The organism is Halobellus sp. (genome assembly GCF_042218505.1).
GTDB lineage: Archaea > Halobacteriota > Halobacteria > Halobacteriales > Haloferacaceae > Haloquadratum.
On sequence record NZ_JBDGQZ010000031.1, the window covers coordinates 12,069 to 37,989 of the forward strand.

Below are 25,921 nucleotides of genomic sequence, written 5' to 3' on the forward strand. Positions count from 1 at the left end.
CTACGGCTCGGAAGCCTCCGGGCGTAAGGGGTTCGGATTCGATCGGGGGGACGATACTTGTGTCTCGGAACCGAGCTATCGATATGAAGCGTCTGCGACGACGACGGTTCCTTCGGATCGGCGGCCTCGCCGCGCTGGGTTCAGTGGCGGGTTGTAGCGCGCCCACCGAACCCGCCGGCGAGGACGACGGGTCCGGAAGCACCGGCGGCGCGTCCGGGACCACGGAAGCCGCGAGCACCGGAAGCACGCCCAACACGCGAGTCCCAACGCCGACAGAGACCGGTCGTCCCACTCCGACGTTCGACGGTTCGGCGGTCGTACTCGAACCCGTCGCTTCGGGGTTTTCGGCCCCGCTTGATTTCGTCGCGCCCGAGGGGACGGACCGGCGATTCGTCGTCGATCGCAACGGTCGAATCTGGGCGGTCAGCGAGAGCGGCCGTCGGGAGACGCCGTTTCTTGACCTCGCCGACCGGATCATTCTCGGAAGCGAGCGCGGCCTTCTCGGCGTCGCTGCGCACCCCTCGTTCGCGAGTAACGGTCGCCTCTACGTCCGCTACAGCGCGTCGTCACGAGCGGGAACACCCGACGGATACAGTCACACGTCTGTCCTCGCGGAGTTCACGGTCGACCCAACCGCTCAGGTCGCTGAAGACCCGCGAGAACGCACGCTATTGGAGGTGCCGCAACCGCAAGGGAACCACGACGCCGGGGCCATCGCGTTCGGCCCGGAGGGCTACCTCTACGTCCCCTTCGGCGACGGTGGCGGAGCCAACGACGTGGGGCAGGGACACGCCGACGACTGGTACGACACCGTCGACGGCGGAAACGGCCAGGACGTCACGGCCAATCTGCTCGGGAGCGTCCTCCGAATCGACGTCGACGGTCGGGGCGGGGTGGAGGGGCGCGACGCAGACAAGCCGTACGCGATCCCGGAAGAAAATCCACTCGTCGGACGCGAGGGGGCCGCTGAGCAGTACGCCTGGGGGTTCCGAAACCCCTGGCGACTCTCCTTTCACGGATCAGACTGCTACGTCGCGGACGTCGGCCAGAACGCCTGGGAGGAGGTGAACCTGCTCGAAGCCGGTGGCAACTACGGGTGGAACGTCCGTGAGGGTGCTCACTGCTTCCAGCGGGAGGAGTGCCCGACGACCGGACCCGACGGTCAACCGTTCGTCGATCCGGTGGCGGAGTACCCCCACGAGGGCGGCGAGATCTCCGGCATCTCGATCATCGGGGGTCACGTCGCGACCGGCGATGCGGTCCCGAATCTGCGAGGCGCGTACGTCTTCTCGGACTTCGTGGCCCGCGGCCGACTGTTCGCGGTCGATCCCGGTAGAGAGCCACCCTGGACCATCGCAACCGTCCCGGTTACCGGCGACACCGAATTAGGTCAGTACGTGCTGGGATTCGGCCGCGATCAGGCCGGTGACGTCTACGCGCTGACGACAAACCAGAGCGGCGGCGACGGCGAGTCGGGCCGTCTACTCCGACTCGCGGCTCCCTGAGAGCGGCGCGCCCGACTACGTGGAATCGACGGTGTCCGAACCGTCGGAGGGACCATCGGCGGCTTGTGTGTGGCTGTCGGCGTTTTCAGTCTCGCCATCGGCGTCCCCGATCTCGCTGTCGGCGTTTTCGTTATTACTGTCCGCGGCGCCAGTCCCGCTGTCGGTCTCCTCGACGCGGTCCGCTGTGGGCTCCACGCGACCGTTGTCGCCACCGACCTCGTCTTTGATCGATTCTAGTTCCGCCTCGACGTCGACTTCGGGAGACGCGTCCTCCTCGTCGGACTGGTGTTCGCCGTCTTCGTGGCTGGCGTCCGCGTCGGCTCCTCCCTCCGCATCCGTCTGCGATCCGGTGACGTCGATTTCGACCGGTTCTGTCGTGCGGGCCGACCGTCGGTCCGCGTCGCCTCCTCCCTCCGCGTCAGTTCGTTCCGCCCCGCCGGCGTCTCGGCGCTCGCGTCCGGATGCGGTGCGGTCCACGTCGACGTACTCACGGTCTGTAGACGCCGACAGCCGGTCCGAGACCTCCTCGGAGAGTTGCCGGGCGTCTTCGAGCAACTCGCGTGACGGGTCGTCGTCGGGCAGATCGGACTCCGAGAGCGCACGCTGGAGTTCCGAAAGGGCGCGTTCGACCCCGGAAGCAGCGCCCCGACCGATACCGGCGACGCCGTCACTCAGGCGGTCGGCTGACGACGTGCGGCGACGAGTGTTCCGTGAGTCCAGGGCCGATCGTTCCGGATCGACGAGTCGCAGCACGCCGCGGAGCATCTCCAGCGACCGGATCGTCGCCTCCAGCGTCGAGATGACAGTCGGAATCGTATGCTGTTCGGTGAAGCGGAACAGGTCCGAGGGCGAGGGCGGTTGCAGTCCACGTCGATCTCCAGAACCGGTCCGCCACGCCGCCGACTCGGTGTCGTCCCGTCGGTCCAGTTCGTCGCGAAGGGTCGAGAGCGTCCGGTCGAGATCTTCAACGAGGTCGCGGAGTTCCTCGTCGGAGCGGTCGTTCGGATCGGGAGGAGCCATACACGCGTTTGGGTTTGCAACGGCAAAAAGTGTCCGTGCAGGTCGGCCGGCAGTCAGTAGTTCGTGGTTACGATGGGATCGTCTCGACTTGTCCTTCGACGCGACACACGCGTTCACCCTCGACGGCGTCGGCGCGGTCGGGGTGGAGGCAGTCCGATAGACGCTCGAGCGAGTCGACCAGTCGAGGGCCGGGACGGTTGAACAGGGCGTTACCGTCGACAGCGAAGACGTGGCCGCTGCGGACCGCGCTGAGATCCGCCCAGCCGGGTTGTGCGGTCAACTCGGTGACAGCTTCGACCGCCCGCTCCGTCTCGAACCCGCAGGGCGCGATGACGAGCCGTTCGGGGTCGTACACACGGAGATCCGCCCAGCGGATGGGCTCCGACGGACCGTCGGGCTGGAACGATGCGTCGCCGCCCGCGAGGTCGATCAGATCGCGGATCCAGTGGCCGCCTTTCATCGGGGGAGCCGTCCAGTCTAGCACCGCCGTTCGGGGATGGTCAGTGTCCGCGACTCGCGAGCGAACGGTCTCGATACGATCTCGGGCCTCCTCGAGAAACTCCTCTGCTTCCACCGCCCGCCCGACGACGTCGCCCACGCGCCGGACGTCGGCGAGAACCTCGTCGAAAGAGTGCGGGTCAAGCGTGAGCACCGTCGCGTCGATGTCGCGGGCAGCAACTGTCTCGAACACCGCCGACGACTCGACGGCGCAGACGTCGCAGGTAGCCTGGGTGACGACGACGTCGGGATCGAGGGCTTCGAGCCGATCCGCGTCGATGTCGTACACTGCGCCGTCGACGGACTGCATCTGATCGTCGATCTCGTTGCTCGATCGGCCTTCGTGGTCGATGACCGTACGCGTGACGCGCGGCCGATCGGTGACGGGAGGCGGGTAATCACAACTGTGTGAGATTCCGACTGGTTCGACGCCGAGGGTCGAAAGGATCTCAGTCGCTGAGGGCAACAGCGAGACAGCGCGCATACGGGAGTGTCGGCTCGGATGAGAATAAGTTCGATGGTGAGAGCGGTGTTCGGGGCGGTCGCTTACCGGAAACGGCCGCGCTCGTACTGCTTCGGCCACTCGACTTCCACGCCGAGTTTATGCGCGGCTTCGAGCGCGAAGTAGGGGTTCCGCAGGTGTTCGCGGCCGACGATAGCGAGGTCAGCCCGGTCGTTGCGGATCAACTGGTCGGCCTGCTGTGGCGTCGTGATCCCGCCGACGGCTCCGACTGAGATGTCGGTGGCGTCGCCGACGCGCTCGGCGTAGGGAATCTGATACCCCGGCCCGGCGTTGGGGAGGCGCTGGTCCGGGTGGATCCCTCCCGAACTGACGTCGATCAGATCGGCGCCGGCCTCGGCCAGGAGCGGTGCGAGGCGTGCCGAGTCCTCGATGGTCCAGGAGTCGCGTTTCGGGAGCCAATCGGTGCCCGAGATCCGCACGAAGACCGGAGCGTCTTCGGGCCACACGGATCGGACGGCCTCAGTCACCTCGCAAGGGAGTCGCGCGCGGTTCTCGAACGTCCCCCCGTACGCGTCGTCGCGGTCGTTGGTGACCGGCGAGAGGAACTCGTGGAGCAGATAGCCGTGGGCCGCGTGAACCTCGGCTATCCGGAAACCGATATCGCGTGCGCGCTTGGCGGCGAGGCGGAACTGCTCGATCACCCGGTCGATGGCCGAATGGTCCATCGCTTTCGTCGGGACCTCGCCCTCCTCGTGTGGGTAGGCCTTCGCACTCGGTGCGAGCGTTTCCCAGCCACTCTCATCAGTCGGGATCGGGCCGCCGCCGTCCCAGGGCGCACGGCTACTCGCTTTGCGTCCGGCGTGGGCCAGTTGGATGCCGGGGACGCTGCCGCGCTCGCGGATGAATCCGACCGTGTCGCGGAGCGCGTTGGCGTGATCGTCCGACCAGATGCCGAGGTCCGTCGGCGTGATCCGTCCCGTCGGCGACACCGCCGTCGCTTCGGACATCACGACGCCCGCACCGCCGACAGCGCGACTGCCGAGGTGGACTTGATGCCAGTCGGTCGCGAAGCCGTCCGGCGCTGAGTACTGGCACATCGGCGACACCATAATTCGGTTCGGGATCGTCGTCCCCCGAAGCGAGAGCGGCGTAAAGAGTGAATCTGTCACACCGGGACGCTCGAACCAGGAGGACATATACTGTCTGCTCTCGGCTCGGTGTACAGGCACTTGTTTAGGCCGACCAAAAACATTATACACGCCTGTACCTCACTCTCTGATGATGGAACACAGCGATGCCGACCCGCGCGCGACTGACGGAGAGCCGGATCCCGATCACGAACAGATCTCCGCCCACCAGTCGTCACCTGATCGGATCGTCTTTACCGAGGCCGACAACAGCGACGGGTGGATCGCGCTCGATGCGGACGCAGCGCTGACTGTCGAACGCTGACGGCTCAAAAAGAAGGACCACTCGAGTCGGCCGAGAGACCGGGTCTGTGCTATTACTCGTTGACGAGCGTGTCGTCTTCGAGGTAATGCTCGATGTGGTGGGCGGCTTCCTCGACTTCGATGAGGTTCTCACGGAGCAGATGCGCGGTCGTCGGGTCGCCGAGGTTCTCAGCGAGTTCGACGTGGTCGCGCAGCGACTCGATGATGTCGCCGTACATCGCCATATCGTTCTCCAGCGACGTTCGGATGTCGTAGACGTCCTCGTCTTCGGCCTCGACCGCCGCTTGTTCGGTCAGCGCGTCCATCCCGGCGACCGGGACGCCACCGAGCGCCTGCGCGCGCTCTGCGAGTTCGTCGGCGAACTCTTCGGCTTCGTCGGCCGCCTCGCCGAGGAAGAGGTGAAGGTCGCGGAACTCCGCGCCCTCGACGTTCCAGTGGTGCTTCTTCAACTGGTGGTAGAGCACGAACGTCGAGGCGAGATCGGTGTTCAGCGCATCGACGAGTTGGCTCGCTTTGTCGGAATCGATCCGGAGCGCGTCGCTACCTTCGACTTCGTCGGCTCGCTGTCGGACGGTCTGTTGGGTACTCATCTCGTTTGAACGTAGGGTCGCCAGCGACTTAGTTCTTTTTGCGAAAAAATATTTTTCAATATCGAAAATCGCTCTTGTCGTTTTACACACGATCCGGCAAAATTGCGATGAGTCGCCGATCCTCAGTCCGTCGCGACTCCGACGTCGTCCTGGGCCTCTCCCAGTTCGACAATCGTCCCGTGGTGGCGGCACGTTTCGAGGGCGTGCTTGGCTTCCATACCGGCTCCGTGCGGCGTCTTGTCGATACCGACGCCGACTTTGAGTTCGACGCCCGCGGTGGACTCGACGTGCGAGATCGATTCCTGGTAGTCGCTCTCGGTCATCCCGGGGCAGATCGAGATGATGTTGTCGCCGCCGACGAAGAAGGACAGTCCGCCGTGCTCCTCGCGGAGATAGCGCATCAGCGTCGCGTAACCCTGTTCGATCTGGATGAACGAGTCGAACTCGTTGAGTTGGTCCGTGTACTTCCCGGTGGCGTCGTTGACGTCGAAGTGCGCGATCTGAACGTCCTCGGGCGTCCGCTGGTCCTCGGTGAGGTACTCGCCGAAGCGAACCTCACGGCGGTCGCCGTCCTGTGCGGAGCCGGCGTCCTGCAGTCCCGCCGTGGCCGATTCGAGAGCCGAAATCGGCGACGGATCCGTGCCGGTTCCCAGACTAATCGTGACCGGATAGCGGTTGCCGATCGTCTCCTGAAGCAGGTCGTGATCCGTCCGGTCGAGACCGTTCGTGATCGCGACCATATTGTCGAAGCGCGTGAAAAAGACGTATCCTCCCCGGCCGCCGACGAACTGTGCGAGATCGGCAAAAAGCCGCGACTGCAACGTTTGGAGGTCCATTTCACGTCGGGGATTCGGGGTTACTGTCCACGGTCCGTAGTTGTCGATCTGAACGAGAGTGAGCTGGGCGTTCGTCACATTGGTTCACTGGGACGTGTCGTATATGCCTCTTTCCGTATCAGATCAGTTTTGCATCTCATTTCTGGGACGTAGTAGGGTGCGTGGGCCGGTGCGGCCGCTACGTTCAACACGACGTCGCATCTATCGTTGGTGATGGACGTGCGCGGTGTCATCTTCGACGTGGACGGAACTGTCGTCCGGGGCGACGAACCGATCCCCGGTGCCAAAGTGGGCGTCGACGCCGTCGAGGCCGCGGGGATCCGCCGACTCTTCGTGTCGAACAATCCGACGAAACCACCCGAGGCGTACGAGGCCCGCCTGGAGCGCGCGGGCTTCCGCGTCGACGCCGACGAGGTGCTCACCGCCGGGACACTGACCGCCGAGTACCTCTCTGAACACCACGCTGACGACCGGATCGCTGTGGTCGGCGAACCGGGATTGCTCGAACTCCTCTCGGCGAGGGGACTGTCGATCGAGCGGTTGGATTCGAGCGGCGAACTTCGCCAGACCCCCGACACCCTCGTCGCGTCGCTCGACCGCGAGTTCGACTACGAGATGCTCCGGGCCTGTCTGTGGCTCCTCAGGCGGGAACAGGTCGCGTTCCTCGGCACCGATCCTGATATCGTCATCCCGGCCCCGGAGGGGGACGTCCCCGGTTCGGGTGCGGTCATCGATGCCATCGCGAACGTCGCGGGCCGCGACCCGTCGGCGATGTTGGGAAAGCCCAGCGAGACCGCGCGGGCGATGGCGCTGGAGAGATTGGATCTGCCGCCGGCGGACGTTCTCGTCGTCGGCGACCGCCTCGATACCGATATCGCCCTCGGGTCGCAGGCGGGGATGACGACGGCACTTGTCCGGACTGGCGTCACCGTCGACGACGACCTCGCGGCGTCGCCGGTCGAACCGGACTACGTGTGGGACTCGCTCGCGGAGTTGGAGTCGCTTCTCTAAGATACATCACGATAAATAGTCAGTAATTATAACATTCTGGCGGTCATACGGGCGGACGCAATGGGCAAAGAGATCCTGATGATCGTCGGCGACTTCGGTGAGGATTACGAGACGATGGTACCGTACCAAGCTCTGGAGATGGTCGGCCACGACGTCGACACCGTCTGCCCCGAGAGGGAAGCGGGCGAAACGGTCAAGACTGCGATTCACGACTTCCGCGGCGACCAGACGTACCTTGAGGAACGCGGCCACGACTTTGAGGTCAACGCCACGTTCGACTCGATCGACCCCGCGGATTACGACGCGCTCGTCGTTCCTGGCGGGCGCGCGCCGGAGTATCTCCGGACGTACGACCAGGTGTTAGACGCCGTTCGGCACTTCTTCGAGGCAGACAAACCCGTCGCGGCGCTCTGCCACGGGCCGCAGATCCTCGCGGCGGCGGGAGTCCTCGACGGCTACGAAATGACGGCCTATCCCGCGGTCCGGGCTGAACTCGAGGCCGCCGGTTGCTCGTGGGTCGACGGGGTGACCGTCGACGACAACCTCGTGACCGGGCAGGCCTGGCCTGACCACCCCGAGTGGCTCGCGTCGTTCCTCGACCTCTTGGGCACGGAGATCGAAGCCGGCGAGCCAGCGGTCGCAGACGACTGAGTTTCGGTATGTGATAACGTCTGACAAATCTTTATAATTCATCGTCGCCTAGCATCGAATATGGATCACCAGCCAAACAGCCCATACGTGTACGCTGAAGAGGTCGCAGAACCATCTGGCCCGTACGTTTCACACGACGAGGTCGAAGAAGCCGAGATCCCGGACCCCGAGGGCCGGGACGTCGTCATCGCCGACGGGGAGGCGATGAGTTACCGGGCGTATCACCGACGCTAGGAGTCTCAGAACGCGTCGCCGTGGGCGGTGATTGCTGCGTGGAGCCCCTCGCGCAGCGCGCTGTGGACGTGACAGATGTCCTCGGCGCGATCGACGATTTCCGATAGTTCGTCATCCGAGAGGTCGGCCTCCACGTAGAGATCGAAGCGGATCGCCTCGAGGTCGTCGTCCGCATCGAGATCCGCGTCGGCATCGATCTGGATTGTTCCGAGGTCGTCGTGGCCACGCTGTTGCCCCCCGACGCGAACGGCCGGGAGGAAACAGGACGCGTAGTTCGCCACGAGTGTGGCGTTCGGGTTCGGTCCATACTCGTCTGTCGCGTCAATTGTGAGTTCGAAATCACCGACCTGGCTGGTGCTCGCGTACCCTTCCTCGCTGACTGTCGATGTCTGGATGTCGCTCATCTCGTCCGAGAGGAGGAGGGCAACGGTCCTAAAAGTTGCCTCGGTAGCCGGCGTGTCCGGAGGTTCCGCGTGGTCACTCCAGCGCGAACGTCTCGTCGCCGGCAAGGAGGTGCACCTCGGCGTCCGAACCGCTGGCCGAAACCTCGCTGCGGAGGTCGTCGGTGTCGATTTCGACCGGCGGGAAGGTGTCGTAATGCATCGGCAGGAGGTGATCGACGCCGAGCCACTCCGTTGCGATGGCAGCCTGCGTCGGGCCCATCGTGAAGTGATCCCCCACCGGGAGCGCCGCGGCGTCCGGTTCGAGATACGGGCCGATGACGTCTTTCATCTCGGACATCAGCCCCGTGTCGCCGGCGTGGTAGAACGTCGTCGCGTCCGGGTCGGACTCCTGTGTGGGTTCCTCGTCGCTGATGAGGAAGCCAGTCGGCGGTCCGAGGCTGTACTCGTAATCCGTGTTGAGCCCGTTAGTGTGGTCGGCGCGGTGCATCGTGACGAAGGCGTCACCGCACTCGACCGTGCCGCCGATGTTCATCCCGACCGACGACCCGAAGCCGACTTCTTCCTCCATATACGCCGTCAGTTCGGGGACACCGACGACCGTCGCGTCGGTGAACGCCCCGGCATCGGCGACGTGGTCGGCGTGACCGTGAGTCAGGAGGACGAAGTCGGGCGTCGCGACGTCCTCGGCCGACAGTTCTGTCATCGGATTCTGGAAGAACGGGTCGATCAGGAATGTCGTGCCGTCGACGTCGACGTGCCACGTCGAGTGGCCGTGCCAGGTGAGGTCCATTGTCATCGTCCGTGTATACATTGCTCCGGATCGACAATAAAGCGTACTGTCCCGGACGCAGTCGGGCGGCGGACTGTCGCTCGGTTACGCACGTCTGGGAAAACCCGGATCGGTCACAGCGTCAGAACCAACGCACCGAGCAGAACGCTCCCGACGCCGATGGCAATGCCCCCCAGCGACGTTCGAGCCATCCGGGAGGCAGTCGTCGCCGGGGTGGCGTCCGAGACGACAACCGGATCGATGCCGGCGTCTGCGACCCGGCCGACGATGGTGATTGTGTCGCCGCGCGTCGCTCGCTGTTCGGTGTAGCGACGCGTTCCCAGAGACAGCGTCGTGAACAGCGGTCGGAGGATCGCCGGAGGCGTCCGCCACCGCGTCGTCTGCGGATAACCGCTTACCGTGCGCTCGAACTGGGTCACCCGATCCGGCGGGTTGGCGTCGGCGGGGACCGTCGCGATGGTGTCCCGTTCGAGCGAGACAGTCCGAACCGAGCGATCGACGTCAACGACGTCTGCAGCGGTCCGGAGGCGGAACGCGACCGACCCCGCGGTCTCGTGAATCGTCACGAACCGAAGGAGTATCGCTGGCGTCAACCGCCGTTCCTCGGCCGCATACCGCAGCGCCACGCAATCGCGGCCACTGAACGGCGCGGTGAGCAGGCCCGAATCGCCGGGTTCGACGGTCCCGGTGAGGCTGCGCAGCGTTCCCGGGTCGGCCGATTGGATTGATTCGGACTGGGTCGCGCGGCGGACGGTGATCGCCCGCCAGACGTGCCGACCGCTGAAGGCGAACACGACGGCACCGATCAGAAGCATCGCGAGACCGAATACGGAACTCCAGAGATCTACGGAGGGCATACCGGTGGCATTTCACGGGGGCTCTGAAGGGTCTGGCGGCGTCGTGATAGAAAGAACGAAACACCGGGGCACCGAGGACCCGAGTATGCAGACGGTCAGATTCAGAGATCCCGCAGGATCGATCCGAACCGGCGAGTGGCACGGCGATAGCGTCTCGTTCGCCGGCGAGACGTACGAACTCGATGCAGTAGACGTGCTGGCGCCGTCGGACCCGACGAAGATCGTCTGTATCGGCCGCAACTACGCCGATCACGCTGCGGAGATGGACAACGAACTGCCGGATCGACCGTTGCTGTTTCTCAAGCCGCCGAACGCGGTTGCCGGCCACGGCGACACCGTGACGCTCCCGGCCGGGAAAGAACGGATCGACCACGAAGCGGAGATAGCGGTCGTCATCGGCGAGCAGGCCCGCTACGTAGACGCCGCCGACGCGATGGAGTACGTCGCCGGCTTCACGTGCCTGGACGACCTCTCGAACCGCGACGACCAGCGACAGGAGACGAACTGGGTCCGGGGCAAAGCCTTCGACAACGCCGCGCCGATGGGACCGGTGCTCGCCAGCCCCGACGAAGTGGCCGCCGACGCCGAGATCGAACTCCGAGTGAACGGCGAGACGCGGCAGTCCTCGTCGCGAGACCACCTCGCCTTCTCGGTTCCCGACCTCATCGAGGAGATCACGACGTATCTGACGCTGGAACCGGGCGACGTCATCGCAACCGGAACCCCCGCCGGCGTCGGACCGCTCGAAGACGGCGACACCGTCGAAGTCGAACTCGACGGCGTCGGCGTCCTCGAACACGACGTGCGGATCCCGTAATCCGCCCCACGCACGCTTTTTGACTTCGACGCGAAGCATCGGCTATGCGATATTCCCGCCTCGACGCGCTCTCGGTCGCCCTCCACGTCGCAGGGATCGCAGGCGTCGCCCTCCTCCCGTCGCTTCCCGATCGGATGGCCGTCCGGTTCGGAACCGGGGGAGCGCCGAACGAGTGTATGACCGCTCCGCTCGCGGTTGCCTTCGTCCCCGCAATCGGTCTCCTCACCCTCGGAGCAGTGCGAGGCGCTCTGCCGTTCGGGCGCGACGGTCCCGCACCGGCTATCTTCGGCGTCGCTCTCGCGGCCTTTCTGACGTCCGTTCACGGAGTCGCCATCGCCTGGAACCTCGGAATCAGACTGAACGTGACGCTGTTCGTCGTGCCGGGGGGTCGCCGTGATCCTCGGACCCGCGTTCCGCTCCAGTCGCGGGTGACGTGTCGCAATCGACTCGTCCGGGTGACGTGTCGCAATTGGCTCGTCCAGGTGACGACGAAAGGTAACTCATAAGTTTAGGTGTGCCTAATCCCGTGGTGTGGAACTGACCCGACGCGACGCGCTGGCAGCGCTGGCCGCCACAGGTTCGGCCATCGGCGGGGGTGTGCTCGCCGGTCGGTACGGCGCACCGACAGCCGATGCTGCGACCGGAAGCGACCAGAGCCGCTCCTCGCCCTCGCTCTCGACACCGCTTCTGGATCTTCTCGACGGGGTCGCGGAGGTGCTCTACCCGAGCGACGTTGAGGGGCGACGCGCGTTCGTCGAAACGTACGTTCTCGGCCGGATCGACGATCAGCCCTCGTACCGGGCAGGAATGCGCGAGGCGGCCGCCCAACTCGACGCGCTCGCACGGGACTGGGAAGGCACGGCCTACGCGACGCTCGACGTTGAGACCCGTGATCAACTGTTTCGGGGGATCGGTGTCGAGACGGCCGATCCGGAACCGGCGGGCACGCTCACCGAGCGAGTCCGGTTCTACCTCGTCAACGATCTGCTCTTCGCGTTCTACTCGTCGCCGACGGGCGGCCGACTCGTAGGGATCGAGAACCCCATCGGGCACCCCGGCGGCATCAAGAGTTACCAGCGGGGATCGATGTCCGATGCGGCAGCGACGCAGGGAGACCGGACCGACGATGGCTGAACCGACTGACGGCGGCGTCGGTGACGGGAGTGATCGGACTCCATCCGCCCAGGCGGATGTCTGCGTCGTCGGTGCCGGTCCCGCGGGTGCTCTCGTCGCTCACCGTCTTGCCGCGGCGGGCGCGGACGTCGTCGTGCTCGAAGCGGGCCCGTACTTCGACGACGATCGCCGACTCGAACAGCAAGAGACCGTCATCCGCCCGGGAATGAGCAATCCGTGGGAGATGGGCGGACCGCGCGACGCGTACACGTCCGGTGGACGGGGCTACCCGCTCAACGCGGCGCGGGTGAAAGGAATCGGTGGCTCCACCCTCCACTGGCAGGGAATGGTGATGCGACTCCACGAGCGCGACTTCGAGATGCGGACGCGACACGGCGTCGGCGCTGACTGGCCGCTCTCCTACGAGGATCTCCGGCCGTACTACGTCGTCGCAGAGCGGGCGTTCGGCGTCGCCGGCGCGATAGACAATCCGTACGCGCCGCCGCGGGAGGAGCCGTTCCCACTCCCGGCGTTCCCGCCCTCCCACTCGGACTCGCTCTTCGCCGACGCCTGCGAACGCCTCGGCATCGATATGCACTCGGTCCCGAACGCGCGGAACTCCGAGCCGTACGACGGCCGCGCCGCGTGTCAGGGCTACGGCACCTGCAAACCGGTCTGCCCGTCGGGCGCGAAGTACACCGCAGCGTCCCACATCCAGAAGGCCCGGGAGGCCGGCGCGCGCGTCGTCGATCACGCACCTGTGCAGCGACTCGAACACGACGACGACGGCGGTCGGGTCGAGACGGCTGTGTACGCGACGCCCGACGGGACCGAACACCGACAGTCGGCGCGGCGGTTCGTGGTCGCCTGTGGGGGTGTCGAGAACGCCCGATTGCTTTTGCTCTCGTCCTCCGACCAGTATCCCGACGGGCTGGCCAACTCCTCGGGCGTGGTGGGCCGCTTCTTTATGGATCATCTCTTCGCCGGGGCGGGCGGCCAACTCGACGAACCGACCCGGCAGAACCACATCGGCTTCAACACCAGCGAGTGTCACCAGTTCTACGACGACTCCGAACCCCTCGAGGGGCTGAAACTTGAGTTCCTCAACTACGCGGGGCCGTCGCCCGTGACGGAAGCCCTGGATGCCGACACGTGGGGCGACGACCTACTCAGTCAGTTGCGTGACTCATACGGGAATCACGTCGCAGTCGGTGCACTCGTCGAGCAACTGCCCAGCGTCGAGAACCGCGTGACCCTCGATCCGAGCGAGCGCGACGATCACGGCAACCCGGTCCCCCACGTGGAGTGGTCACTCGACGAACGGACCAAACGGGTGATCGAACGCGCCAACGCGATCCAGCACCGGATCCTGACGGAACTCGGCGCGGATGTCGAGTGGACCGTCGGCCCCGACGCCACCGGGCCGGCGTACCACCAGATGGGAACCACGCGGATGGGCTCTGACCCCCAACGGAGCGTCGTAGACGCCGACTGCCGGTCCCACGACCTCCCGAACCTCTGGGTCGTTGGCTCATCGACGTTCCCCACGGGTGGGGCGATGAACCCTACGCTCACCATCGCGGCGCTCTCGCTGCGCGCGGCCGACGCACTGGAAGCGTCTCTGTGAGATAGCGAACAGCCGGCACCCGCTACAGACCGGATTCGCCCCGATCCGGGCTGCGCTGTCCCCACGCCGTTGTGCCGGACAACCGCTGTCGACACGGGGAAACGGTCAGATCACGGCGTGGCTGGCCGCTCTATCCGATATAAAGTCTCGGGAGCACAGCGGATCGAGCGGGCCGGCGGCCGAAGTCCGAGACGCACCCTTCAAGACCCGCCGGCGACTCCGTACGAATATGCAACCGAGGGATCTCTCCGCACACAAGGCATACGTACCCGGGCGGGGGGCCAAGGAGGTGGCTCGCGATCTCGGGATGGACCCCGAGGAGCTGACGAAGCTCTCGTCGAACGAGAACCCCCACGGCCCGAGCCCGGCCGCTATCGCTGCTGTCGAGAACGCTGCATCTGATGTGAACGTCTACCCGAAGGCCTCCCACACCGATCTCACTGCACGGATCGCTCAGTACTGGGGGCTCGACGACACACAGGTGTGGGTGAGCGCCGGTGCCGACGGCGGGATCGATTACCTCTCGCGGGCGTTTCTCGATCCCGGCGACGAGATGCTCGTCCCGGATCCGGGGTTTTCGTACTATCCGATGTCGGCGCGCTATCACCACGGCGAGACGACCACGTATCCGGTCTCGAAGGAGGACGACTTCGAACAGAGCGCCGAACACGTCCTCTCGTCGTACGACGGTGAGCGGATCGTCTACGTGACGACGCCGCACAACCCGACGGGATCGGTCCTCGAAACCGAGGAGATCCGGACGCTCGCGGAGGGCGTCCACGACCAGACGCTCGTCGCCGTCGACGAGGCTTACGGTGAGTACTACGACGCGCCGTCGGCCATCGAACTCCTCGACGAGTACGACAACGTCGCGGTGCTCCGCACCTTCTCGAAGGCTTACGGCCTCGCCGGACTCCGAATCGGCTATGCTGCCGTTCCCACGGCGTGGGCCGATGCGTACGCGCGGGTGAACACGCCGTTCGCTGCGAACGAACTCGCTTGTCGGGCCGCACTGGCCGCACTCGACGACGACGACCACCTCGAGCGCTCCATCGAGACCGCTCGCTGGGCCCGAGAGCACTATCACGAGCACCTCGACGTGCCGACGTGGCCCTCGGGCGGTAACTTCGTCCTCTGTGAGGTCGGGGACGCGAGCGCGGTCGCCAGCGCGGCGCAAAAGCGCGGCGTCATCGTCCGCGACACGTCCAGTTTCGGACTTCCAGAGTGCATTCGAGTCTCTTGCGGGACCCGTGAGGGAACGCGCCGGGCCGTCGAAGTCATCAACGAGGTCGTCGCCGACATCGGGGTGGAGGCGGCCGAACCGTGACACAGATCGCGCTCACGGGGACGCCGGGGACGGGGAAGACGACCGTCGCTGACCTCGTCGAGCAGCGACTCGGCCTCGACGTACTCCATCTCAACGACGCGATCCGCGAGGCGGACCTCTTCGCAGAGCGGGATGTCGAGCGCGACTCGCTCGTGGTTGACCTCGACGCCGTCGGGTCGTGGGTGCAGGAGGCGCAGTCCGACGACGGGAAGTCGCTCATCGACTCGCACCTCTCGCACCTGCTGGACGTCGACAACGTCGTCATCCTCCGCTGTCATCCCGAGGAACTGAAACCACGGCTGCGCGACCGCGGCGAGTCGGAGGCGTCGGTGGCGGAAAACGCAGAGAGCGAGGCGCTCGACGTGATTCTCGCCGAAGCAGTCGAACGGCACGGCGAAGATTCGATCTGGGAAATCAACACTACGGATCGCTCTCCCGAGGCCGTCGCCGACGACGTGGCTGCGGCCGTCGAAAGCGAGATTCCGCCCCGCGTGGGCGTCGTCGACTTCATCGAGTCCGTTTAATCGACGATGACGCTCGACCAGTACCGTGAGTTCGCGGATCGGCTGCTCGCGCCGTTCGTCTCGGCCGCGGATCGACTCGGATTGAGCCCCGACGGCGTCAGCGTCGTCGCGTTCGGATTTGCCGTCGCGGCCGGAGGCGCGTTCTACCTCGCGACACCGACGTGGTACGTTCTCGGCGCGCTGTTCGTCTTTGTGAATGGATGGCTCGACCTCGTCGACGGCGCTCTCGCGCGGGCCCAGGGGGTCGATAGCGACGGTGGGGACCTGCTCGATCACGTGCTCGATCGGTACGCCGACATCTCGATGCTCGTCGGTCTCGCGGCCGGAACCGACGCCTACGGACTGGGCCTGGCCGCGGTCACGGGCGTGTTGATGACGTCGTATCTCGGAACCCAGATTCAGGCGGTCGGCCTCGGCCGGGAGTACGGCGGCCTCGTCGGCCGGGCGGACCGACTGGCGATCATCGGCGTCGCCACCGTGCTCACGGCCCTGGGCCGCGTCGTTCCCGGCCCGGCCCTCGGCGTCCTCGGAGTATCGATCGTGGGCTGGCTGCTGGTCTTCTTCGCCGTCGTCGGCCACCTCACGGCGCTCCAGCGCTTCTGGGGTGCGTGGTCGGACCTGGGCTGACCGCCGAGCGGGACAAAGCCCATTAGGGTTGCGACAGGAGGCCGGTGTATGGTCCCCACACCATCCTCCACCACCGACCGCGGCTGTCCGAAGTGCGGCCACGAAGAGACTGACGTCGGGAAGATCTCGACGACCGGCGGCGGCTTCTCGAAGCTGTTCGACATTCAGACGAACAGTTTCAAAGTCGTCTCGTGCGCGAACTGCGGCTACTCCGAACTGTACCGCGACACCACCTCGGGCAGTAGCGACATCGTCGACGTCTTCCTCGGGTGATGACCGGGGCCGCGTTCGCGCTCGTCGCCTTGCTGTTCGGGATCGGCGCGCCGCTGGTCCTCTACGGCCTCGTCCGGAGCGAGCACGACCAGCGGCAGACGATGAACAGGACGGATGCGGAGCGGGCGGCGCGGCGCGATACTGGCGACGACCGACACTGAGGCGCGACCCACCGCTCCGCGTGACCCCTCGGCATCGCCACGTCCCGCGGCGTGTGCTTTATACCGTACCCTCGACTACGGGGAACTATGCCCCAGTGCGAGATGTGCGGCAGTGAGCAGCCGTCGCTGACGACGGTGAAGGTCGAGGGGGCCGAGCTCGAATTATGTGATGATTGTAAAGAGTTCGGCACCGAGGTCCGCACTGAGTCGAGTGCCTCCCAGTCGACGAAGTACTCGACGTCGAGTTCGTCCGGAACGAGCGGATCGAGCGGCTCCTCGAGCAGTTCGTCAGGCGGCAGCACCGCCGGCGGCTCCGGCGGATCGACTCGACGCCGCGATATGTTCGACGATATGGACGAGATTGCCGGCGACTACGACCAGCGCATTCGTGAGGCCCGCGAGGACCGTGGCCTGAGTCAGGAGGACCTCGCGAACTCGCTCAACGAAAAGGCGAGTTTGATTCGAAAACTCGAACGCGGCGACATCCTCCCCTCAGACGACGTCCGAAAGAAACTCGAACGTAACCTCGAGATTTCGCTCGTCGAGGGCGACGACGGTGAGGACAGCGAGTGGTCCGGCGGCTCCTCGACGACGACGACGCTTGGCGACGTGGTAAAGCGGAAAGACTGACCGGTGCAGAGAGGAACCTATTTTGGCTAGTAGCGCACACCGGCACCTATGTTCATCCTTGTCAACCTCAAGGCGTACCCCTGTGATCCGATCGAAGTAGCGACGGCCGCGCGCGACGTCGCTGACGAATCGGGAGTCCGGGTCGCCGTTTCGCCGCAGGCTGCAGATCTCTCCCGCGTCGCCGAGACAGGCGTCGAGACGTGGGCCCAACACGTCGATCCGAACGGTCACGGCAGCCACACGGGCAGCACCCTCGCTGCGGCCGTCGCCGACGCCGGCGCGCAGGGAACACTCGTCAACCACTCCGAGAGACGGCTCCGACTCGCCGACATCGACGGGGCCGTTCAGGCCGCCGCGCGGGCCGGTCTCGAAACGTGCGTCTGTGCGAACAATCCCGCACAAATCGGTGCGGTAGCCGCGCTCGGCCCCGACGGCGTCGCTGTCGAGCCACCGGAACTCATCGGCGGCGACGTCTCCGTTGCAACCGCCGACCCGGGGATCGTCGAAGACGCCGTCGAGGCTGCGGCCGCCGTCGACGACGACGTCGCAGTCTACTGCGGCGCGGGAATCTCCTCCGGCGAGGACGTCGCCACCGCGGGCGAACTGGGGGCGACGGGAATCCTCCTCGCCTCCGGCGTCGCGAAGGCCGACGACCCTCGCGCGGCGCTTGAGTCGCTCGTCGAACCGCTCTGAAGTATGGCTACATCGATTTCGTCGATGTCCTCGGCTCTCGTTCGTCGCGCATAGTCATGACCCTCAGACAGTTCCTCGACGATGCAGAGCACCCGGACCGCTCGCTGGTCGTTATCAACAGAACGGCTCCCGATCCGGTCCAGCAGATGCTCGAAGGGATATTCGACGGACAGTCAGTCGACGTCGACGAACTGGAACTCCCGGAGGGCGAAGACGATCAAGTACTCGTCGTCGAGGGCGACGACGTCATTGCGAGTTCGCCGCTCAGGGATCTTCAGAATTCGATTCTGTTCGTCAACTCCGATCTCTTCATCACCGGGACGCGCGGCATCGAAGAGATCGAACTCCCGTCGGCGCTGCGAGGCCTCGACGAGATTCCGTTCTATCTCCAGGGGTATCCGGAATCGAACTCCGAGAAGTTGCTCTTGATCCTCATCTCGCGGTACATTGAACGGACGGCCTGGGAGGAGGGTGCGGGGACGCTCCGGACCTCCTTTCAGAACCTCGGACGGATCGAAGACGAGTTGGGCACGAACGAGGTCTACACGCGAGTGGACCAGACGGACGTCGACGTGCACGTCTATGGGACTCCGGGATGGGAGCCATCACCGGAGATGGACATCACGATCCACGCGGGCTACGGGCAGGACTTCCGGGAGTCGTGGTTCGTCGTGTTTTCGCCGCCAGACAGGAGCGACAGCCACACCGCGCTGTTGGCTCTCGAAGAAGATCCGAACGAGTGGGTCGGCTTCTGGACGTTCCGGAAGTCGATGATCGATCGGCTCAACGGGTACATCGAACGGCGGCTGTGAGTTCCGAGCGCGGTCAGTCCTCTGCGACGCTCGGGCCCGTGTCCCGCTCTGCCCCGGAGTCCCCGGTCGGGTCTGCACCCGCCGCACGACCGTCTCGATCCATCCTCGGAACGTCGTCAGTCTCTCCGGCTCCGTCGCTGCCGGCTGTGTCCGCACCCTCGACGCTGTCGTCTTCAGAGTCGTCGTCGTTCGAGGTCGATAGCTCCGGTCGGAACGCCGATTCGACCGCGGCGACGACCTCCCGGAGTTCCGCCTCCGAGAGCCGATCGGCGAACTCCGAGCGGACGAGGTTCGGGAGCGCGTAGGCGTAGCGTCCGCGGCCGACGTGTTCGACGAAGCCGGCGCGCCGGAGCGGCCCGTTCCGGCTGTACGCGAGTTGCTTGTCTCCGACCTCGCCGGCGGCGACGTGCGCGTCGACGGGGTCGCAGGCGTCGATTTCGCGGTAGAACGCAAGCATCCGCCGTGAGGCCGGCGGAAGCGACGCGACGACCTTCCGCAGTCGTTCGACGACGTCCTCGCGGCCAGTCAGTCCAGCAGTGTGTTCGTGCGCGCGCTCCGGGGCGAGGTCGGCCGTTCCGCTATCGAGTAGCCCCACGTCGTTTCCGACGTCGAGCCCGGGATACGCGCCTGCGGCCGCGGCGGTGACCGCATCCGGATCCGGGTCCGCGTCGGCGTCTCCATCGTCCGCATCGGCGGCTTCGTCCGCCGTCGTAGCGCCGTCCGGAGGGTGCTCGGCGGACCCTTCGACCGGCACGTCGCCGTCGTACTGATCGAGTGCCGCCTGCTGTTCTTCGGAGCGGTTCAGGTTCCGGGTTTCGCCACCGCGGTAGGGTGACTCGGCGGTCTGGAACATCGCCTGCGCGAACTGATCGGCCATCTGTGAGAGGTCCTGCGCCTCTTCGAGTTCGCGTTCGAGTTGTCGGATGCGTTGGTCTTTCTTTTCGAGTTCCTGTTTGAGGTCGGCGATCTCGCTCTCGCGACGTGCTTTCTCGTCAGAGATGTCCTGCAGTTCGGAGACGAGATCACCGTCGACGGACTTCAGGTCCGGGCGCTCGAAGTCCTCCAGTCCGGGCGTCGCCCCGGCGTCGAACGTCTGCTTCTTGTGGAATCTCACCCGTCGAAGCGACTCCGACCAGTCAGTGACGAGGAACGCCTCACCGTCGTCCATCTCCTCGATGGCGTCGGCGTACTCAGAGCCGAGGATCCGGCCGACGACTTTCGTGTCGTTGTTCCAAGTGAGACGGTGCCAGACGAGCCAGTCGCACTGCGTGATGAAGTCCTTCTTCACGTCGGCCGGGCGCTGTGAGATGCCCACGATTCCGAGTCCGTGTTTGCGACCGCGCTTGCCGATTTTGATGAGCATCTTCCCCGCTTCGGTCATCCCGCCGCCTTCGGGGATGTACTCGTGGCACTCCTCGACGAGCATCACGAAGGGCTTTTTCAGTTTCTTCTCCTTTGCGAAGAGGTGCCGCGCGACGGCAGTGAGCAGTTCCTGTGCCTCGTCGTCGTCGAGGTAGCCGGAGACGTCCAGGATGATCGGGACGTTCTGTTCCAGGGCGAGATTCGCGAGTTTCTCGGCGTGTTCGGGACTGACGACGATGTCGCACTCCTCGTCCGCGCCGGCGTGCAGCAGTTCGAACTGTTCTTTCAGGCCGTAATACTCGCCGTCGGTGTCGACGATCAGGACCGGGAAGTTGTTCGAGAGTAGGTTCTCGATCACCACCGAGGCGGTGTTCGACTTGCCCGACCCGGACTTGCCCGTGATGAACCCCCGGCCGGTCAGGATGTCGACGACGGGCAGGTCGACTGACGCGCCCGGTTCGTGGGTTCCGTCGCCGCCCGGCCCCTCGCGCACGTTCGCGACGGCGATCGTCTCCGTCTCCTCGGTCATTGCTCGGACGCTCGCCCTCGCGCGACATAGTTCCTTCCCCGAGAGGACGGGCGTCTGACGCGCGTCTGATGCCGGTTCTGGGAGTCGGCTCACTCACCGGGATCAAACTGATCCAGCGACGCCTGTCCGCCCCCGGTGTCGGGCCGCTCGCTGTCGTGACCCTTGCGGTCGTGATCGTCGCCCTCGACGGCCGTTTCACCCTCCCAGCCGTCGAGTTTCGCCTGCTCGCCGTCCGCGAACGAAAGGTTCGACACGCGGACGCCGACCTTGCGCGCCGGGTCGTCTGCGAACTCGGAGAGCAGATCGAGGGCGACGCGTTCGACGAGGTCCGGTTCGTCGACCGGTCCGGAGAGTGACTGCTCGCGAGTGGTGACGTCGTACGGCGGGACGACCACCTTGATCCCGATCGTCCGGTAGGTCGCGCCGCGATTTCGCGCCCGTGCAGCGACGTCCGAGGCGAGTGCGCTGACCTGTTCGCGTTTCTCGGCCTGATCGACCGTGGCTTCGGCGAACGCTGACTCCCGCGAGAGGCTCTTCGGCCGACCCGTGGGCGTGACTTCGCGGTCGTCGATGCCCCGGGCTCGGTCCCGTAGTTCCGGCCCGCGGGAGCCGAACGCCGAGCGGAGTTCGGTCGGGTCGGCGTCCGCGAGGTCGCCCGCCGTCTCGATTCCCATCGAACTCAACCGGTCGGCGGTGACCGGCCCGATGCCGTGGACAGCCTCGACCGGCAGCGGATCGAGAAACGCGGTGACGTTTCCGGGTTCGACGACGACGAGTCCGTCGGGCTTGTCGTGATCGGAGGCGACCTTCGCCGTCGACATATTCGGCGCGACGCCGACGCTGGCGGGCACGCCGACCTCGCGCGCGATTCGCTGTTTCACGTGTCTCGCGTACCCCTCGGCCAGCGTTCGTTCGCCGTCGGGGGCGCGTTCCCACGCTGTCCGGCCGGTCACGTCCAGGTACGCTTCGTCGATGCTTACCTCTCTGACGACATCGGCCGACTCGTGGAGGATCTCTTTGACCGACGCCGCGACCGAGCGGTAGCAGTCGAGATCGACGGGCCGGTAGTAGCCGACGGCGTCGTCGGCTGCGTCTGTCGGCGTTTCGTCCGTAGCGTCCTCGGCCGCGCGCGGCAGCCGTTCGAGCGCCTGTGAGATGGGTTGTGCGCTCTCGACCCCGTAGTCGCGAGCCTCGTAACTCGCGGTTGCGACCGCGCCGAACGTTTCGCCGGCCTCGTACCCCATCCCCACGACGACAGGGTTATTACGGAGTTCGGGCTCTCGCAACCGCTCACAGGAGGCATAAAAGCAGTCCATATCCACGTGGAGGACGATCCGCGAGGACGGCTCCGCCTCCACCCCCGGGAGGGTCTCACCGCTCATCGTCCGCTGGGTTGCTCTCGCCGGGAGACGAGACGACGGGTCCGTCCCGCGGCAGGCATCGATGTCTTGTCCGTGCGGTCATCACGCGTCTGGATACTCGAACATTGAGGAGGGAGCACTATAGCGTTCGCAAACCGGAGCGAAAGTGGATCTGGAATATCGACTGACCGGGACAGGGACGACGAAGAGACCAGATACCTCGACGTGGTACCGCGATTGTTCGTTACTTCAGGCGTTCCTGCAGGAACGACGGGTGGGCGGCCGTGATACCCTCGATGCCGAGCAACGTTTCGGAGATCACATCGCCGAGCGCGTCGCCGTCTGGGGCCCGGACCTCGGCCATCAGCATATGGTCGCCCGAGGAGGTGTAGAGCGACTCGATAGCCTCGAGATTTTTGAGTTCGCGCGTGACTTCGACGTAACACTCCGAGGCGACGTCGAGACCCACCAGCGCGATCGACGTCTCCGAAAGCTTCTTTGGATCCACGTCGGCCGAGTATCCGACGATGATCCCCTCCTGTTCCATCTTGCGGATGTACTTCCGGACAGTCGGCTTCGAGACGTCCGCTTGGTCTGCGATCTCCGAGTACGACGCCTGGGCGTCCTCTTCGAGCACGTTGAGGATGCGCCCTTCCGTCGAGGTTGTTTCCATACCTGTATCTTTTGCTTGATGGAAAAAATACCTTCCGAATAAACAAAGCGACCTACCGCCGACGAAACGATCGGGCCACGGGCGGAGCCGAGAGTGTCGGTCCCGGGTGGTTCCCCGGCGGTACCGCCACGGCGTCCCGCGATCGTCGTCAACCGATCGTCACTTGTGCTTGTCGAGGAACGTGTCGTAGACGCGCTCCCACTCGTGGTCGTCGTCGAAGTAACGCTCGGCGAGCGGTTCGTCGGGGATCTCGCCGATGCGCTGTTTCTCCTGCTGGTAGGACGGGCGGTCGTCGACGTAGTAGCGGCCCGTGAGAACGGTGCCCTCGTGGAGCGCGTTCTCCGTCTCGAACATCATCTCGGAGGCCTCAGACCGACTGGTCCTGTCGAACTCGTAGTCCTCGGAGTCGTTGACGTCGATGTAGGGGACGTACTGCTTGGCGTCCTTGTTCCAGGTCGGACACTGCGTGAGGAAGTCGACGTGGGAGAACCCGTCGTGTTCGATTGCCTCGACGATGATGTCCTTGGCCTGGTTCGGGTTCACGGCGGCCGTCCGGGCGATGTACGACGCGCCGGCGTTCAGCGACATCGACAGCGGCCGGATCGGATCTTTCGCCGACCCGTGCGGTTGGGTCTTCGACTTGTGGCCCTTCGGCGACGTCGGCGACGTCTGCCCCTTCGTCAGCCCGAAGATCTCGTTGTTGAACACGATGTAAGTGATGTCGTGGTTCTCACGGGCCGTATGCATAAAGTGGTTACCACCGATGCCGTAGCCGTCGCCGTCGCCGCCGGCGGCGACGACCGTGAGGCCGGGATTCGACAGTTTTGCGGCTCGGGCGATCGGGAGCGAGCGTCCGTGGATCGTGTGGAATCCGTAACTGTCGAAGTAACTGTTCAGTTTCCCCGAACAGCCGATGCCCGTCGAGACGAGCATCTCCTCGGGGGAGAGGCCCAGTTCGGCCGCAGCGCCCTTCAGGGCTTTCAGGACCCCGAAGTCGCCACAACCCGGGCACCACGTCGGCTGTGGTTCGAGGCCGGGGGTGTACTCGTTACGATCGCGTTCGACGTCTTCGCCGATTGCACTGAATGCACTCATTATCAATCACTCGCTGCAGGGACGAACTTGGTCTCGTGGCCGGGCAGCGTCCCGTCCTCGACGATGCTGGTGACGAACCCATCGACGATCTCGCCGGGCTCGAATGGGTTGCCGTTGTACTTCAGGAGGCTCGAGAGCTTCCCGCCGAAGCGACCGAGTTCCTTCTGAGTTAGGCCGCGGAACTGCGCGGAGGCGTTCATCTCGACGACGAGCACCTCGTCGACGCTTTCGATGAACGCGGTCACTTCCTCGACCGGGTAGGGAGCGAGTTCGGAGACGCCGAGGGACTTCACCGAGTGGCCCCGTTCGTTGAGTTGGTCGACGGCCTCCTCGGCCGTCCCCTGCTGGGACCCGAACGTCATAATCCCGTACTGAGCGTCCGCGGGCCCGTAGTGCGCGTTCGTGTCCTCGTCGGTGTCGAGGTCGGCCCGGATGGCCTCCATCTTCTCCATCCGACGATCGACCTGATTGACGCGGTTGTCGGGGTCCTCGGAGATGTGGCCGGCGGGCATATGTTCGTTCCCAGTCGCGAGGTAGCGACCGCCCTCCTGGCCGGGGATGGACCGCGGGCTGACGCCGTCGCTGACATCGTGTTGGAAGCGATTGTACTTTCCGGAGGAGTCGTGGGGGGCGTCGGCGAGCTCAGCCTCGGTGACGACCGATCCCAGGTCGGGGTTCGGTTCCTCGTCGAACACGCTGGCCGGGACGTTCTGCAGTTCGCCGCCGTTCTTCTGATCGTAGAGCACGATGGACGGGATCTGATACTCGTAGGCGATCTGGAACGCTCGGCGGGTCTGCTTGTACGCCTCCTCGGCGCCGGCGGGCGCGAAGACGACCCGGTGGGAGTCGCCCTGAGACGTGTACAGGACGTGTTCAAGATCCGCCTGTTCGGGCTTGGTCGGCATCCCAGTGGACGGGCCGGCACGCATCGCCTCGACCAGGACGACCGGTGTCTCGGTCATCTCGGCGAGTCCGAGCGGCTCTGACATCAGTGCGAAACCGCCACCGGAGGATCCCGACATCGCCTTGACGCCCGCGTGGGACGCACCGAGTGCGAGCGCGGCCGCGGCGATCTCGTCTTCGACCTGTTCGGAGATGCCGCCGACCTCGGGGAGGTTCTGCGACATAATCGTGAAGACTTCGGTCCACGGGGTCATCGGATACCCTGCGATGAACCGACAGCCCTCGTCGAGCGCGCCGTAGGCGATCGCGTCTGATCCCGAGATGAGGACCTGTTCCTCGTCGTGCTCGCCCTCAGGCACCGTGATGCCGGGCGCGTCGGCGTCGTACTCCTCTTTGACGGTCTCGTAGGCGTCGTCGAAGACCGACATATTCGGGTCGAAGATCTTCTCCGGCATCGCGTCCTCCATCAGGCTCTTGATCACCTGGGGTTCGATGTCGGCGATGGCGCAGGTGACCGCCACACCGGCGGTGTTGCGCATCACTTCCCGGCCGTGATCGCGGGCGATGGTCCGGAGGTCGATATCGTAGACGTGCCAGTCGTTCGCCTCGACGCGCTCGTCGAAGTTCGGGACGTCGTCGGTGTCCAGCAGTCCCGAGTCGTAGACGATGACGCCGCCTTCGTTCAGTTCGTCGAGGTTCTCAGCCAGCGGTTTGACCTCCTCGTTGCCGTAGTAGGCGTTCTCCTGGGGATTGCGCGCGAAGGAGTCGCCCAACGAGAGGAGGAAATTGTAGCCGTCGCCGCGTGACCGTACAGGGTCCGCGGAGACGCGGACCTCCGTGTACGTGTGGCCACCACGGATGCGCGACGGGTAGTGACGATGCGTGAATACGTGTAGGCCCGCTCGCATCAGGGCCTTTGCGAAGTTCTGGCTCGTCGAGGCGATTCCGTCTCCGGAACCTCCCGCGATTCGCCAGATGAGTTCGTCGTCAGTCATATCTGAGCACACGGCCCGCGTGGGCCACTACCAAACACTTTCGCTACGAGTCGATTAAAGCCTTTGCTATACGTTACCAAGGAAAGATA

At 65.3% G+C, this 25,921-nt stretch carries 30 protein-coding genes; 17 read left to right on the forward strand and 13 right to left on the reverse strand.

Features of this window, described 5'->3' with window-relative positions:
- Window positions 1-83: 83 nt before the first annotated feature.
- Window positions 84-1,505, forward strand: a complete 1,422-nt coding sequence (locus tag ABEI27_RS09440) for a PQQ-dependent sugar dehydrogenase (RefSeq protein ID WP_375799151.1) — start codon at window positions 84-86, stop codon at window positions 1,503-1,505.
- A 15-nt stretch (window positions 1,506-1,520) separates the two neighbouring features.
- On the opposite strand, the gene ABEI27_RS09445 is transcribed toward ABEI27_RS09440, so the two are convergent.
- From ABEI27_RS09445 to ABEI27_RS09455, 3 genes are all read right to left on the reverse strand, one after another.
- Complete coding sequence (locus tag ABEI27_RS09445; RefSeq protein ID WP_375799152.1) at window positions 1,521-2,525, reverse strand: hypothetical protein; 1,005 nt, start codon at window positions 2,523-2,525, stop codon at window positions 1,521-1,523.
- Window positions 2,526-2,592: 67 nt separating this feature from the next.
- Window positions 2,593-3,507: an ABC transporter substrate-binding protein gene (locus ABEI27_RS09450; protein ID WP_375799153.1), complete on the reverse strand. Its 915-nt coding sequence runs from the start codon at window positions 3,505-3,507 to the stop codon at window positions 2,593-2,595.
- 62 nt (window positions 3,508-3,569) lie between these two features.
- Entirely contained in the window at window positions 3,570-4,655 is a 1,086-nt protein-coding gene (locus ABEI27_RS09455) for an NADH:flavin oxidoreductase/NADH oxidase (protein ID WP_375799154.1), read from the reverse strand.
- Between the two features lie 112 nt (window positions 4,656-4,767).
- On the opposite strand from ABEI27_RS09455, the gene ABEI27_RS09460 reads away from it, so the two are divergent.
- A complete protein-coding gene (locus ABEI27_RS09460; protein ID WP_375799155.1) occupies window positions 4,768-4,938 on the forward strand; it encodes a hypothetical protein in 171 nt (56 codons plus the stop codon).
- Between the two features lie 52 nt (window positions 4,939-4,990).
- Here ABEI27_RS09460 and dpsA read toward each other — a convergent pair whose 3' ends face one another.
- Together dpsA and ABEI27_RS09470 are read right to left on the reverse strand one after the other, a co-directional pair.
- On the reverse strand, window positions 4,991-5,527 hold the full coding sequence (gene dpsA, locus ABEI27_RS09465) for a DNA starvation/stationary phase protection protein DpsA (protein ID WP_375799156.1): 537 nt from the start codon (window positions 5,525-5,527) through the stop codon (window positions 4,991-4,993).
- A 122-nt stretch (window positions 5,528-5,649) separates the two neighbouring features.
- Window positions 5,650-6,441 carry a GTP cyclohydrolase III gene (locus ABEI27_RS09470; protein WP_375799157.1) on the reverse strand — a complete coding sequence of 264 codons (792 nt, stop codon included), beginning with the start codon at window positions 6,439-6,441 and terminating at the stop codon, window positions 5,650-5,652.
- Window positions 6,442-6,576: 135 nt separating this feature from the next.
- On the opposite strand from ABEI27_RS09470, the gene ABEI27_RS09475 reads away from it, so the two are divergent.
- Genes ABEI27_RS09475 through ABEI27_RS09485 form a run of 3 tightly spaced genes read left to right on the forward strand, consistent with a single transcriptional unit; the run spans window position 6,577 to window position 8,259 of the window.
- The gene (locus ABEI27_RS09475) at window positions 6,577-7,374 is read left to right on the forward strand and encodes an HAD-IIA family hydrolase (protein ID WP_375799158.1); all 798 of its coding nucleotides are present in this window, start codon (window positions 6,577-6,579) and stop codon (window positions 7,372-7,374) included.
- Window positions 7,375-7,434: 60 nt separating this feature from the next.
- Window positions 7,435-8,025, forward strand: coding sequence for a DJ-1/PfpI family protein (locus ABEI27_RS09480; protein ID WP_375799159.1), 591 nt, complete (start codon window positions 7,435-7,437; stop codon window positions 8,023-8,025).
- 60 nt (window positions 8,026-8,085) lie between these two features.
- A complete protein-coding gene (locus ABEI27_RS09485) occupies window positions 8,086-8,259 on the forward strand; it encodes a hypothetical protein (protein ID WP_375799160.1) in 174 nt (57 codons plus the stop codon).
- A 5-nt stretch (window positions 8,260-8,264) separates the two neighbouring features.
- On the opposite strand, the gene ABEI27_RS09490 is transcribed toward ABEI27_RS09485, so the two are convergent.
- From ABEI27_RS09490 to ABEI27_RS09500, 3 genes are all read right to left on the reverse strand, one after another.
- Window positions 8,265-8,663: an OsmC family protein gene (locus ABEI27_RS09490; protein ID WP_375799161.1), complete on the reverse strand. Its 399-nt coding sequence runs from the start codon at window positions 8,661-8,663 to the stop codon at window positions 8,265-8,267.
- A gap of 73 nt (window positions 8,664-8,736) precedes the next feature.
- The gene (locus ABEI27_RS09495) at window positions 8,737-9,453 is read right to left on the reverse strand and encodes a metal-dependent hydrolase (RefSeq protein ID WP_375799162.1); all 717 of its coding nucleotides are present in this window, start codon (window positions 9,451-9,453) and stop codon (window positions 8,737-8,739) included.
- A gap of 113 nt (window positions 9,454-9,566) precedes the next feature.
- The gene (locus tag ABEI27_RS09500) at window positions 9,567-10,310 is read right to left on the reverse strand and encodes a hypothetical protein (protein ID WP_375799163.1); all 744 of its coding nucleotides are present in this window, start codon (window positions 10,308-10,310) and stop codon (window positions 9,567-9,569) included.
- Window positions 10,311-10,395: 85 nt separating this feature from the next.
- Between ABEI27_RS09500 and ABEI27_RS09505 the strand changes: the two genes are divergently transcribed.
- From ABEI27_RS09505 to ABEI27_RS09560, 12 genes are all read left to right on the forward strand, one after another.
- Window positions 10,396-11,127, forward strand: coding sequence for a fumarylacetoacetate hydrolase family protein (locus ABEI27_RS09505; protein WP_375799164.1), 732 nt, complete (start codon window positions 10,396-10,398; stop codon window positions 11,125-11,127).
- Window positions 11,128-11,171: 44 nt separating this feature from the next.
- Entirely contained in the window at window positions 11,172-11,633 is a 462-nt protein-coding gene (locus ABEI27_RS09510) for a DUF1648 domain-containing protein (protein ID WP_375799165.1), read from the forward strand.
- 25 nt (window positions 11,634-11,658) lie between these two features.
- Window positions 11,659-12,261, forward strand: a complete 603-nt coding sequence (locus ABEI27_RS09515) for a gluconate 2-dehydrogenase subunit 3 family protein (RefSeq protein WP_375799166.1) — start codon at window positions 11,659-11,661, stop codon at window positions 12,259-12,261.
- The gene (locus tag ABEI27_RS09520) at window positions 12,254-13,867 is read left to right on the forward strand and encodes a GMC family oxidoreductase (protein WP_375799167.1); all 1,614 of its coding nucleotides are present in this window, start codon (window positions 12,254-12,256) and stop codon (window positions 13,865-13,867) included. Before ABEI27_RS09515 ends, ABEI27_RS09520 begins: the two co-directional genes overlap by 8 nt.
- Before the next feature lie 229 nt (window positions 13,868-14,096).
- On the forward strand, window positions 14,097-15,194 hold the full coding sequence (gene hisC / locus ABEI27_RS09525; RefSeq protein WP_375799168.1) for a histidinol-phosphate transaminase: 1,098 nt from the start codon (window positions 14,097-14,099) through the stop codon (window positions 15,192-15,194).
- Window positions 15,191-15,718 (forward strand): adenylate kinase family protein, encoded by a 528-nt coding sequence (locus ABEI27_RS09530; RefSeq protein ID WP_375799169.1) that lies wholly within the window; start codon window positions 15,191-15,193, stop codon window positions 15,716-15,718. Before hisC ends, ABEI27_RS09530 begins: the two co-directional genes overlap by 4 nt.
- Window positions 15,719-15,724: 6 nt before the next feature.
- Window positions 15,725-16,345, forward strand: a complete 621-nt coding sequence (locus ABEI27_RS09535) for a CDP-alcohol phosphatidyltransferase family protein (RefSeq protein ID WP_375799170.1) — start codon at window positions 15,725-15,727, stop codon at window positions 16,343-16,345.
- 48 nt (window positions 16,346-16,393) lie between these two features.
- Window positions 16,394-16,618: a zinc ribbon domain-containing protein gene (locus ABEI27_RS09540; protein WP_375799171.1), complete on the forward strand. Its 225-nt coding sequence runs from the start codon at window positions 16,394-16,396 to the stop codon at window positions 16,616-16,618.
- Window positions 16,618-16,779 carry a hypothetical protein gene (locus tag ABEI27_RS09545; protein WP_375799172.1) on the forward strand — a complete coding sequence of 54 codons (162 nt, stop codon included), beginning with the start codon at window positions 16,618-16,620 and terminating at the stop codon, window positions 16,777-16,779. Before ABEI27_RS09540 ends, ABEI27_RS09545 begins: the two co-directional genes overlap by 1 nt.
- A gap of 87 nt (window positions 16,780-16,866) precedes the next feature.
- Complete coding sequence (locus ABEI27_RS09550) at window positions 16,867-17,409, forward strand: multiprotein bridging factor aMBF1 (RefSeq protein ID WP_375799173.1); 543 nt, start codon at window positions 16,867-16,869, stop codon at window positions 17,407-17,409.
- A gap of 48 nt (window positions 17,410-17,457) precedes the next feature.
- On the forward strand, window positions 17,458-18,102 hold the full coding sequence (tpiA, locus tag ABEI27_RS09555) for a triose-phosphate isomerase (RefSeq protein ID WP_375799174.1): 645 nt from the start codon (window positions 17,458-17,460) through the stop codon (window positions 18,100-18,102).
- Window positions 18,103-18,158: 56 nt separating this feature from the next.
- On the forward strand, window positions 18,159-18,914 hold the full coding sequence (locus ABEI27_RS09560) for a DICT sensory domain-containing protein (RefSeq protein WP_375799175.1): 756 nt from the start codon (window positions 18,159-18,161) through the stop codon (window positions 18,912-18,914).
- A gap of 13 nt (window positions 18,915-18,927) precedes the next feature.
- Here ABEI27_RS09560 and ABEI27_RS09565 read toward each other — a convergent pair whose 3' ends face one another.
- From ABEI27_RS09565 to ABEI27_RS09585, 5 genes are all read right to left on the reverse strand, one after another.
- On the reverse strand, window positions 18,928-20,805 hold the full coding sequence (locus ABEI27_RS09565) for a helicase HerA domain-containing protein (RefSeq protein ID WP_375799176.1): 1,878 nt from the start codon (window positions 20,803-20,805) through the stop codon (window positions 18,928-18,930).
- Window positions 20,806-20,894: 89 nt separating this feature from the next.
- Window positions 20,895-22,187 (reverse strand): DNA polymerase IV, encoded by a 1,293-nt coding sequence (locus ABEI27_RS09570; RefSeq protein ID WP_375799177.1) that lies wholly within the window; start codon window positions 22,185-22,187, stop codon window positions 20,895-20,897.
- Window positions 22,188-22,410: 223 nt separating this feature from the next.
- Window positions 22,411-22,839 (reverse strand): HTH-type transcriptional regulator LrpA1, encoded by a 429-nt coding sequence (lrpA1, locus tag ABEI27_RS09575; protein WP_375799178.1) that lies wholly within the window; start codon window positions 22,837-22,839, stop codon window positions 22,411-22,413.
- A gap of 159 nt (window positions 22,840-22,998) precedes the next feature.
- Window positions 22,999-23,934: a thiamine pyrophosphate-dependent enzyme gene (locus ABEI27_RS09580; RefSeq protein ID WP_375799179.1), complete on the reverse strand. Its 936-nt coding sequence runs from the start codon at window positions 23,932-23,934 to the stop codon at window positions 22,999-23,001.
- A gap of 2 nt (window positions 23,935-23,936) precedes the next feature.
- Complete coding sequence (locus tag ABEI27_RS09585) at window positions 23,937-25,832, reverse strand: 2-oxoacid:acceptor oxidoreductase subunit alpha (protein ID WP_375799180.1); 1,896 nt, start codon at window positions 25,830-25,832, stop codon at window positions 23,937-23,939.
- Window positions 25,833-25,921 lie beyond the last annotated feature (89 nt).

Excerpts from the sequence above, each read along its gene's own strand:
- ABEI27_RS09440 (WP_375799151.1), top strand. The coding sequence starts at position 84 with ATGAAGCGTCTGCGACGACGACGGTTCCTTCGGATCGGCGGCCTCGCC.
- ABEI27_RS09445 (WP_375799152.1), bottom strand. The coding sequence starts at position 2,525 with ATGGCTCCTCCCGATCCGAACGACCGCTCCGACGAGGAACTCCGCGAC.
- ABEI27_RS09450 (WP_375799153.1), bottom strand. The coding sequence starts at position 3,507 with ATGCGCGCTGTCTCGCTGTTGCCCTCAGCGACTGAGATCCTTTCGACC.
- ABEI27_RS09460 (WP_375799155.1), top strand. The coding sequence starts at position 4,768 with ATGGAACACAGCGATGCCGACCCGCGCGCGACTGACGGAGAGCCGGAT.
- dpsA (WP_375799156.1), bottom strand. The coding sequence starts at position 5,527 with ATGAGTACCCAACAGACCGTCCGACAGCGAGCCGACGAAGTCGAAGGT.
- ABEI27_RS09475 (WP_375799158.1), top strand. The coding sequence starts at position 6,577 with ATGGACGTGCGCGGTGTCATCTTCGACGTGGACGGAACTGTCGTCCGG.
- ABEI27_RS09480 (WP_375799159.1), top strand. The coding sequence starts at position 7,435 with ATGGGCAAAGAGATCCTGATGATCGTCGGCGACTTCGGTGAGGATTAC.
- ABEI27_RS09485 (WP_375799160.1), top strand. The coding sequence starts at position 8,086 with ATGGATCACCAGCCAAACAGCCCATACGTGTACGCTGAAGAGGTCGCA.
- ABEI27_RS09490 (WP_375799161.1), bottom strand. The coding sequence starts at position 8,663 with ATGAGCGACATCCAGACATCGACAGTCAGCGAGGAAGGGTACGCGAGC.
- ABEI27_RS09495 (WP_375799162.1), bottom strand. The coding sequence starts at position 9,453 with ATGGACCTCACCTGGCACGGCCACTCGACGTGGCACGTCGACGTCGAC.
- ABEI27_RS09500 (WP_375799163.1), bottom strand. The coding sequence starts at position 10,310 with ATGCCCTCCGTAGATCTCTGGAGTTCCGTATTCGGTCTCGCGATGCTT.
- ABEI27_RS09505 (WP_375799164.1), top strand. The coding sequence starts at position 10,396 with ATGCAGACGGTCAGATTCAGAGATCCCGCAGGATCGATCCGAACCGGC.
- ABEI27_RS09510 (WP_375799165.1), top strand. The coding sequence starts at position 11,172 with ATGCGATATTCCCGCCTCGACGCGCTCTCGGTCGCCCTCCACGTCGCA.
- ABEI27_RS09520 (WP_375799167.1), top strand. The coding sequence starts at position 12,254 with ATGGCTGAACCGACTGACGGCGGCGTCGGTGACGGGAGTGATCGGACT.
- hisC (WP_375799168.1), top strand. The coding sequence starts at position 14,097 with ATGCAACCGAGGGATCTCTCCGCACACAAGGCATACGTACCCGGGCGG.
- ABEI27_RS09535 (WP_375799170.1), top strand. The coding sequence starts at position 15,725 with ATGACGCTCGACCAGTACCGTGAGTTCGCGGATCGGCTGCTCGCGCCG.
- ABEI27_RS09540 (WP_375799171.1), top strand. The coding sequence starts at position 16,394 with ATGGTCCCCACACCATCCTCCACCACCGACCGCGGCTGTCCGAAGTGC.
- ABEI27_RS09545 (WP_375799172.1), top strand. The coding sequence starts at position 16,618 with ATGACCGGGGCCGCGTTCGCGCTCGTCGCCTTGCTGTTCGGGATCGGC.
- ABEI27_RS09550 (WP_375799173.1), top strand. The coding sequence starts at position 16,867 with ATGCCCCAGTGCGAGATGTGCGGCAGTGAGCAGCCGTCGCTGACGACG.
- tpiA (WP_375799174.1), top strand. The coding sequence starts at position 17,458 with ATGTTCATCCTTGTCAACCTCAAGGCGTACCCCTGTGATCCGATCGAA.
- ABEI27_RS09560 (WP_375799175.1), top strand. The coding sequence starts at position 18,159 with ATGACCCTCAGACAGTTCCTCGACGATGCAGAGCACCCGGACCGCTCG.
- ABEI27_RS09565 (WP_375799176.1), bottom strand. The coding sequence starts at position 20,805 with ATGACCGAGGAGACGGAGACGATCGCCGTCGCGAACGTGCGCGAGGGG.
- ABEI27_RS09570 (WP_375799177.1), bottom strand. The coding sequence starts at position 22,187 with ATGAGCGGTGAGACCCTCCCGGGGGTGGAGGCGGAGCCGTCCTCGCGG.
- lrpA1 (WP_375799178.1), bottom strand. The coding sequence starts at position 22,839 with ATGGAAACAACCTCGACGGAAGGGCGCATCCTCAACGTGCTCGAAGAG.
- ABEI27_RS09580 (WP_375799179.1), bottom strand. The coding sequence starts at position 23,934 with ATGAGTGCATTCAGTGCAATCGGCGAAGACGTCGAACGCGATCGTAAC.
- ABEI27_RS09585 (WP_375799180.1), bottom strand. The coding sequence starts at position 25,832 with ATGACTGACGACGAACTCATCTGGCGAATCGCGGGAGGTTCCGGAGAC.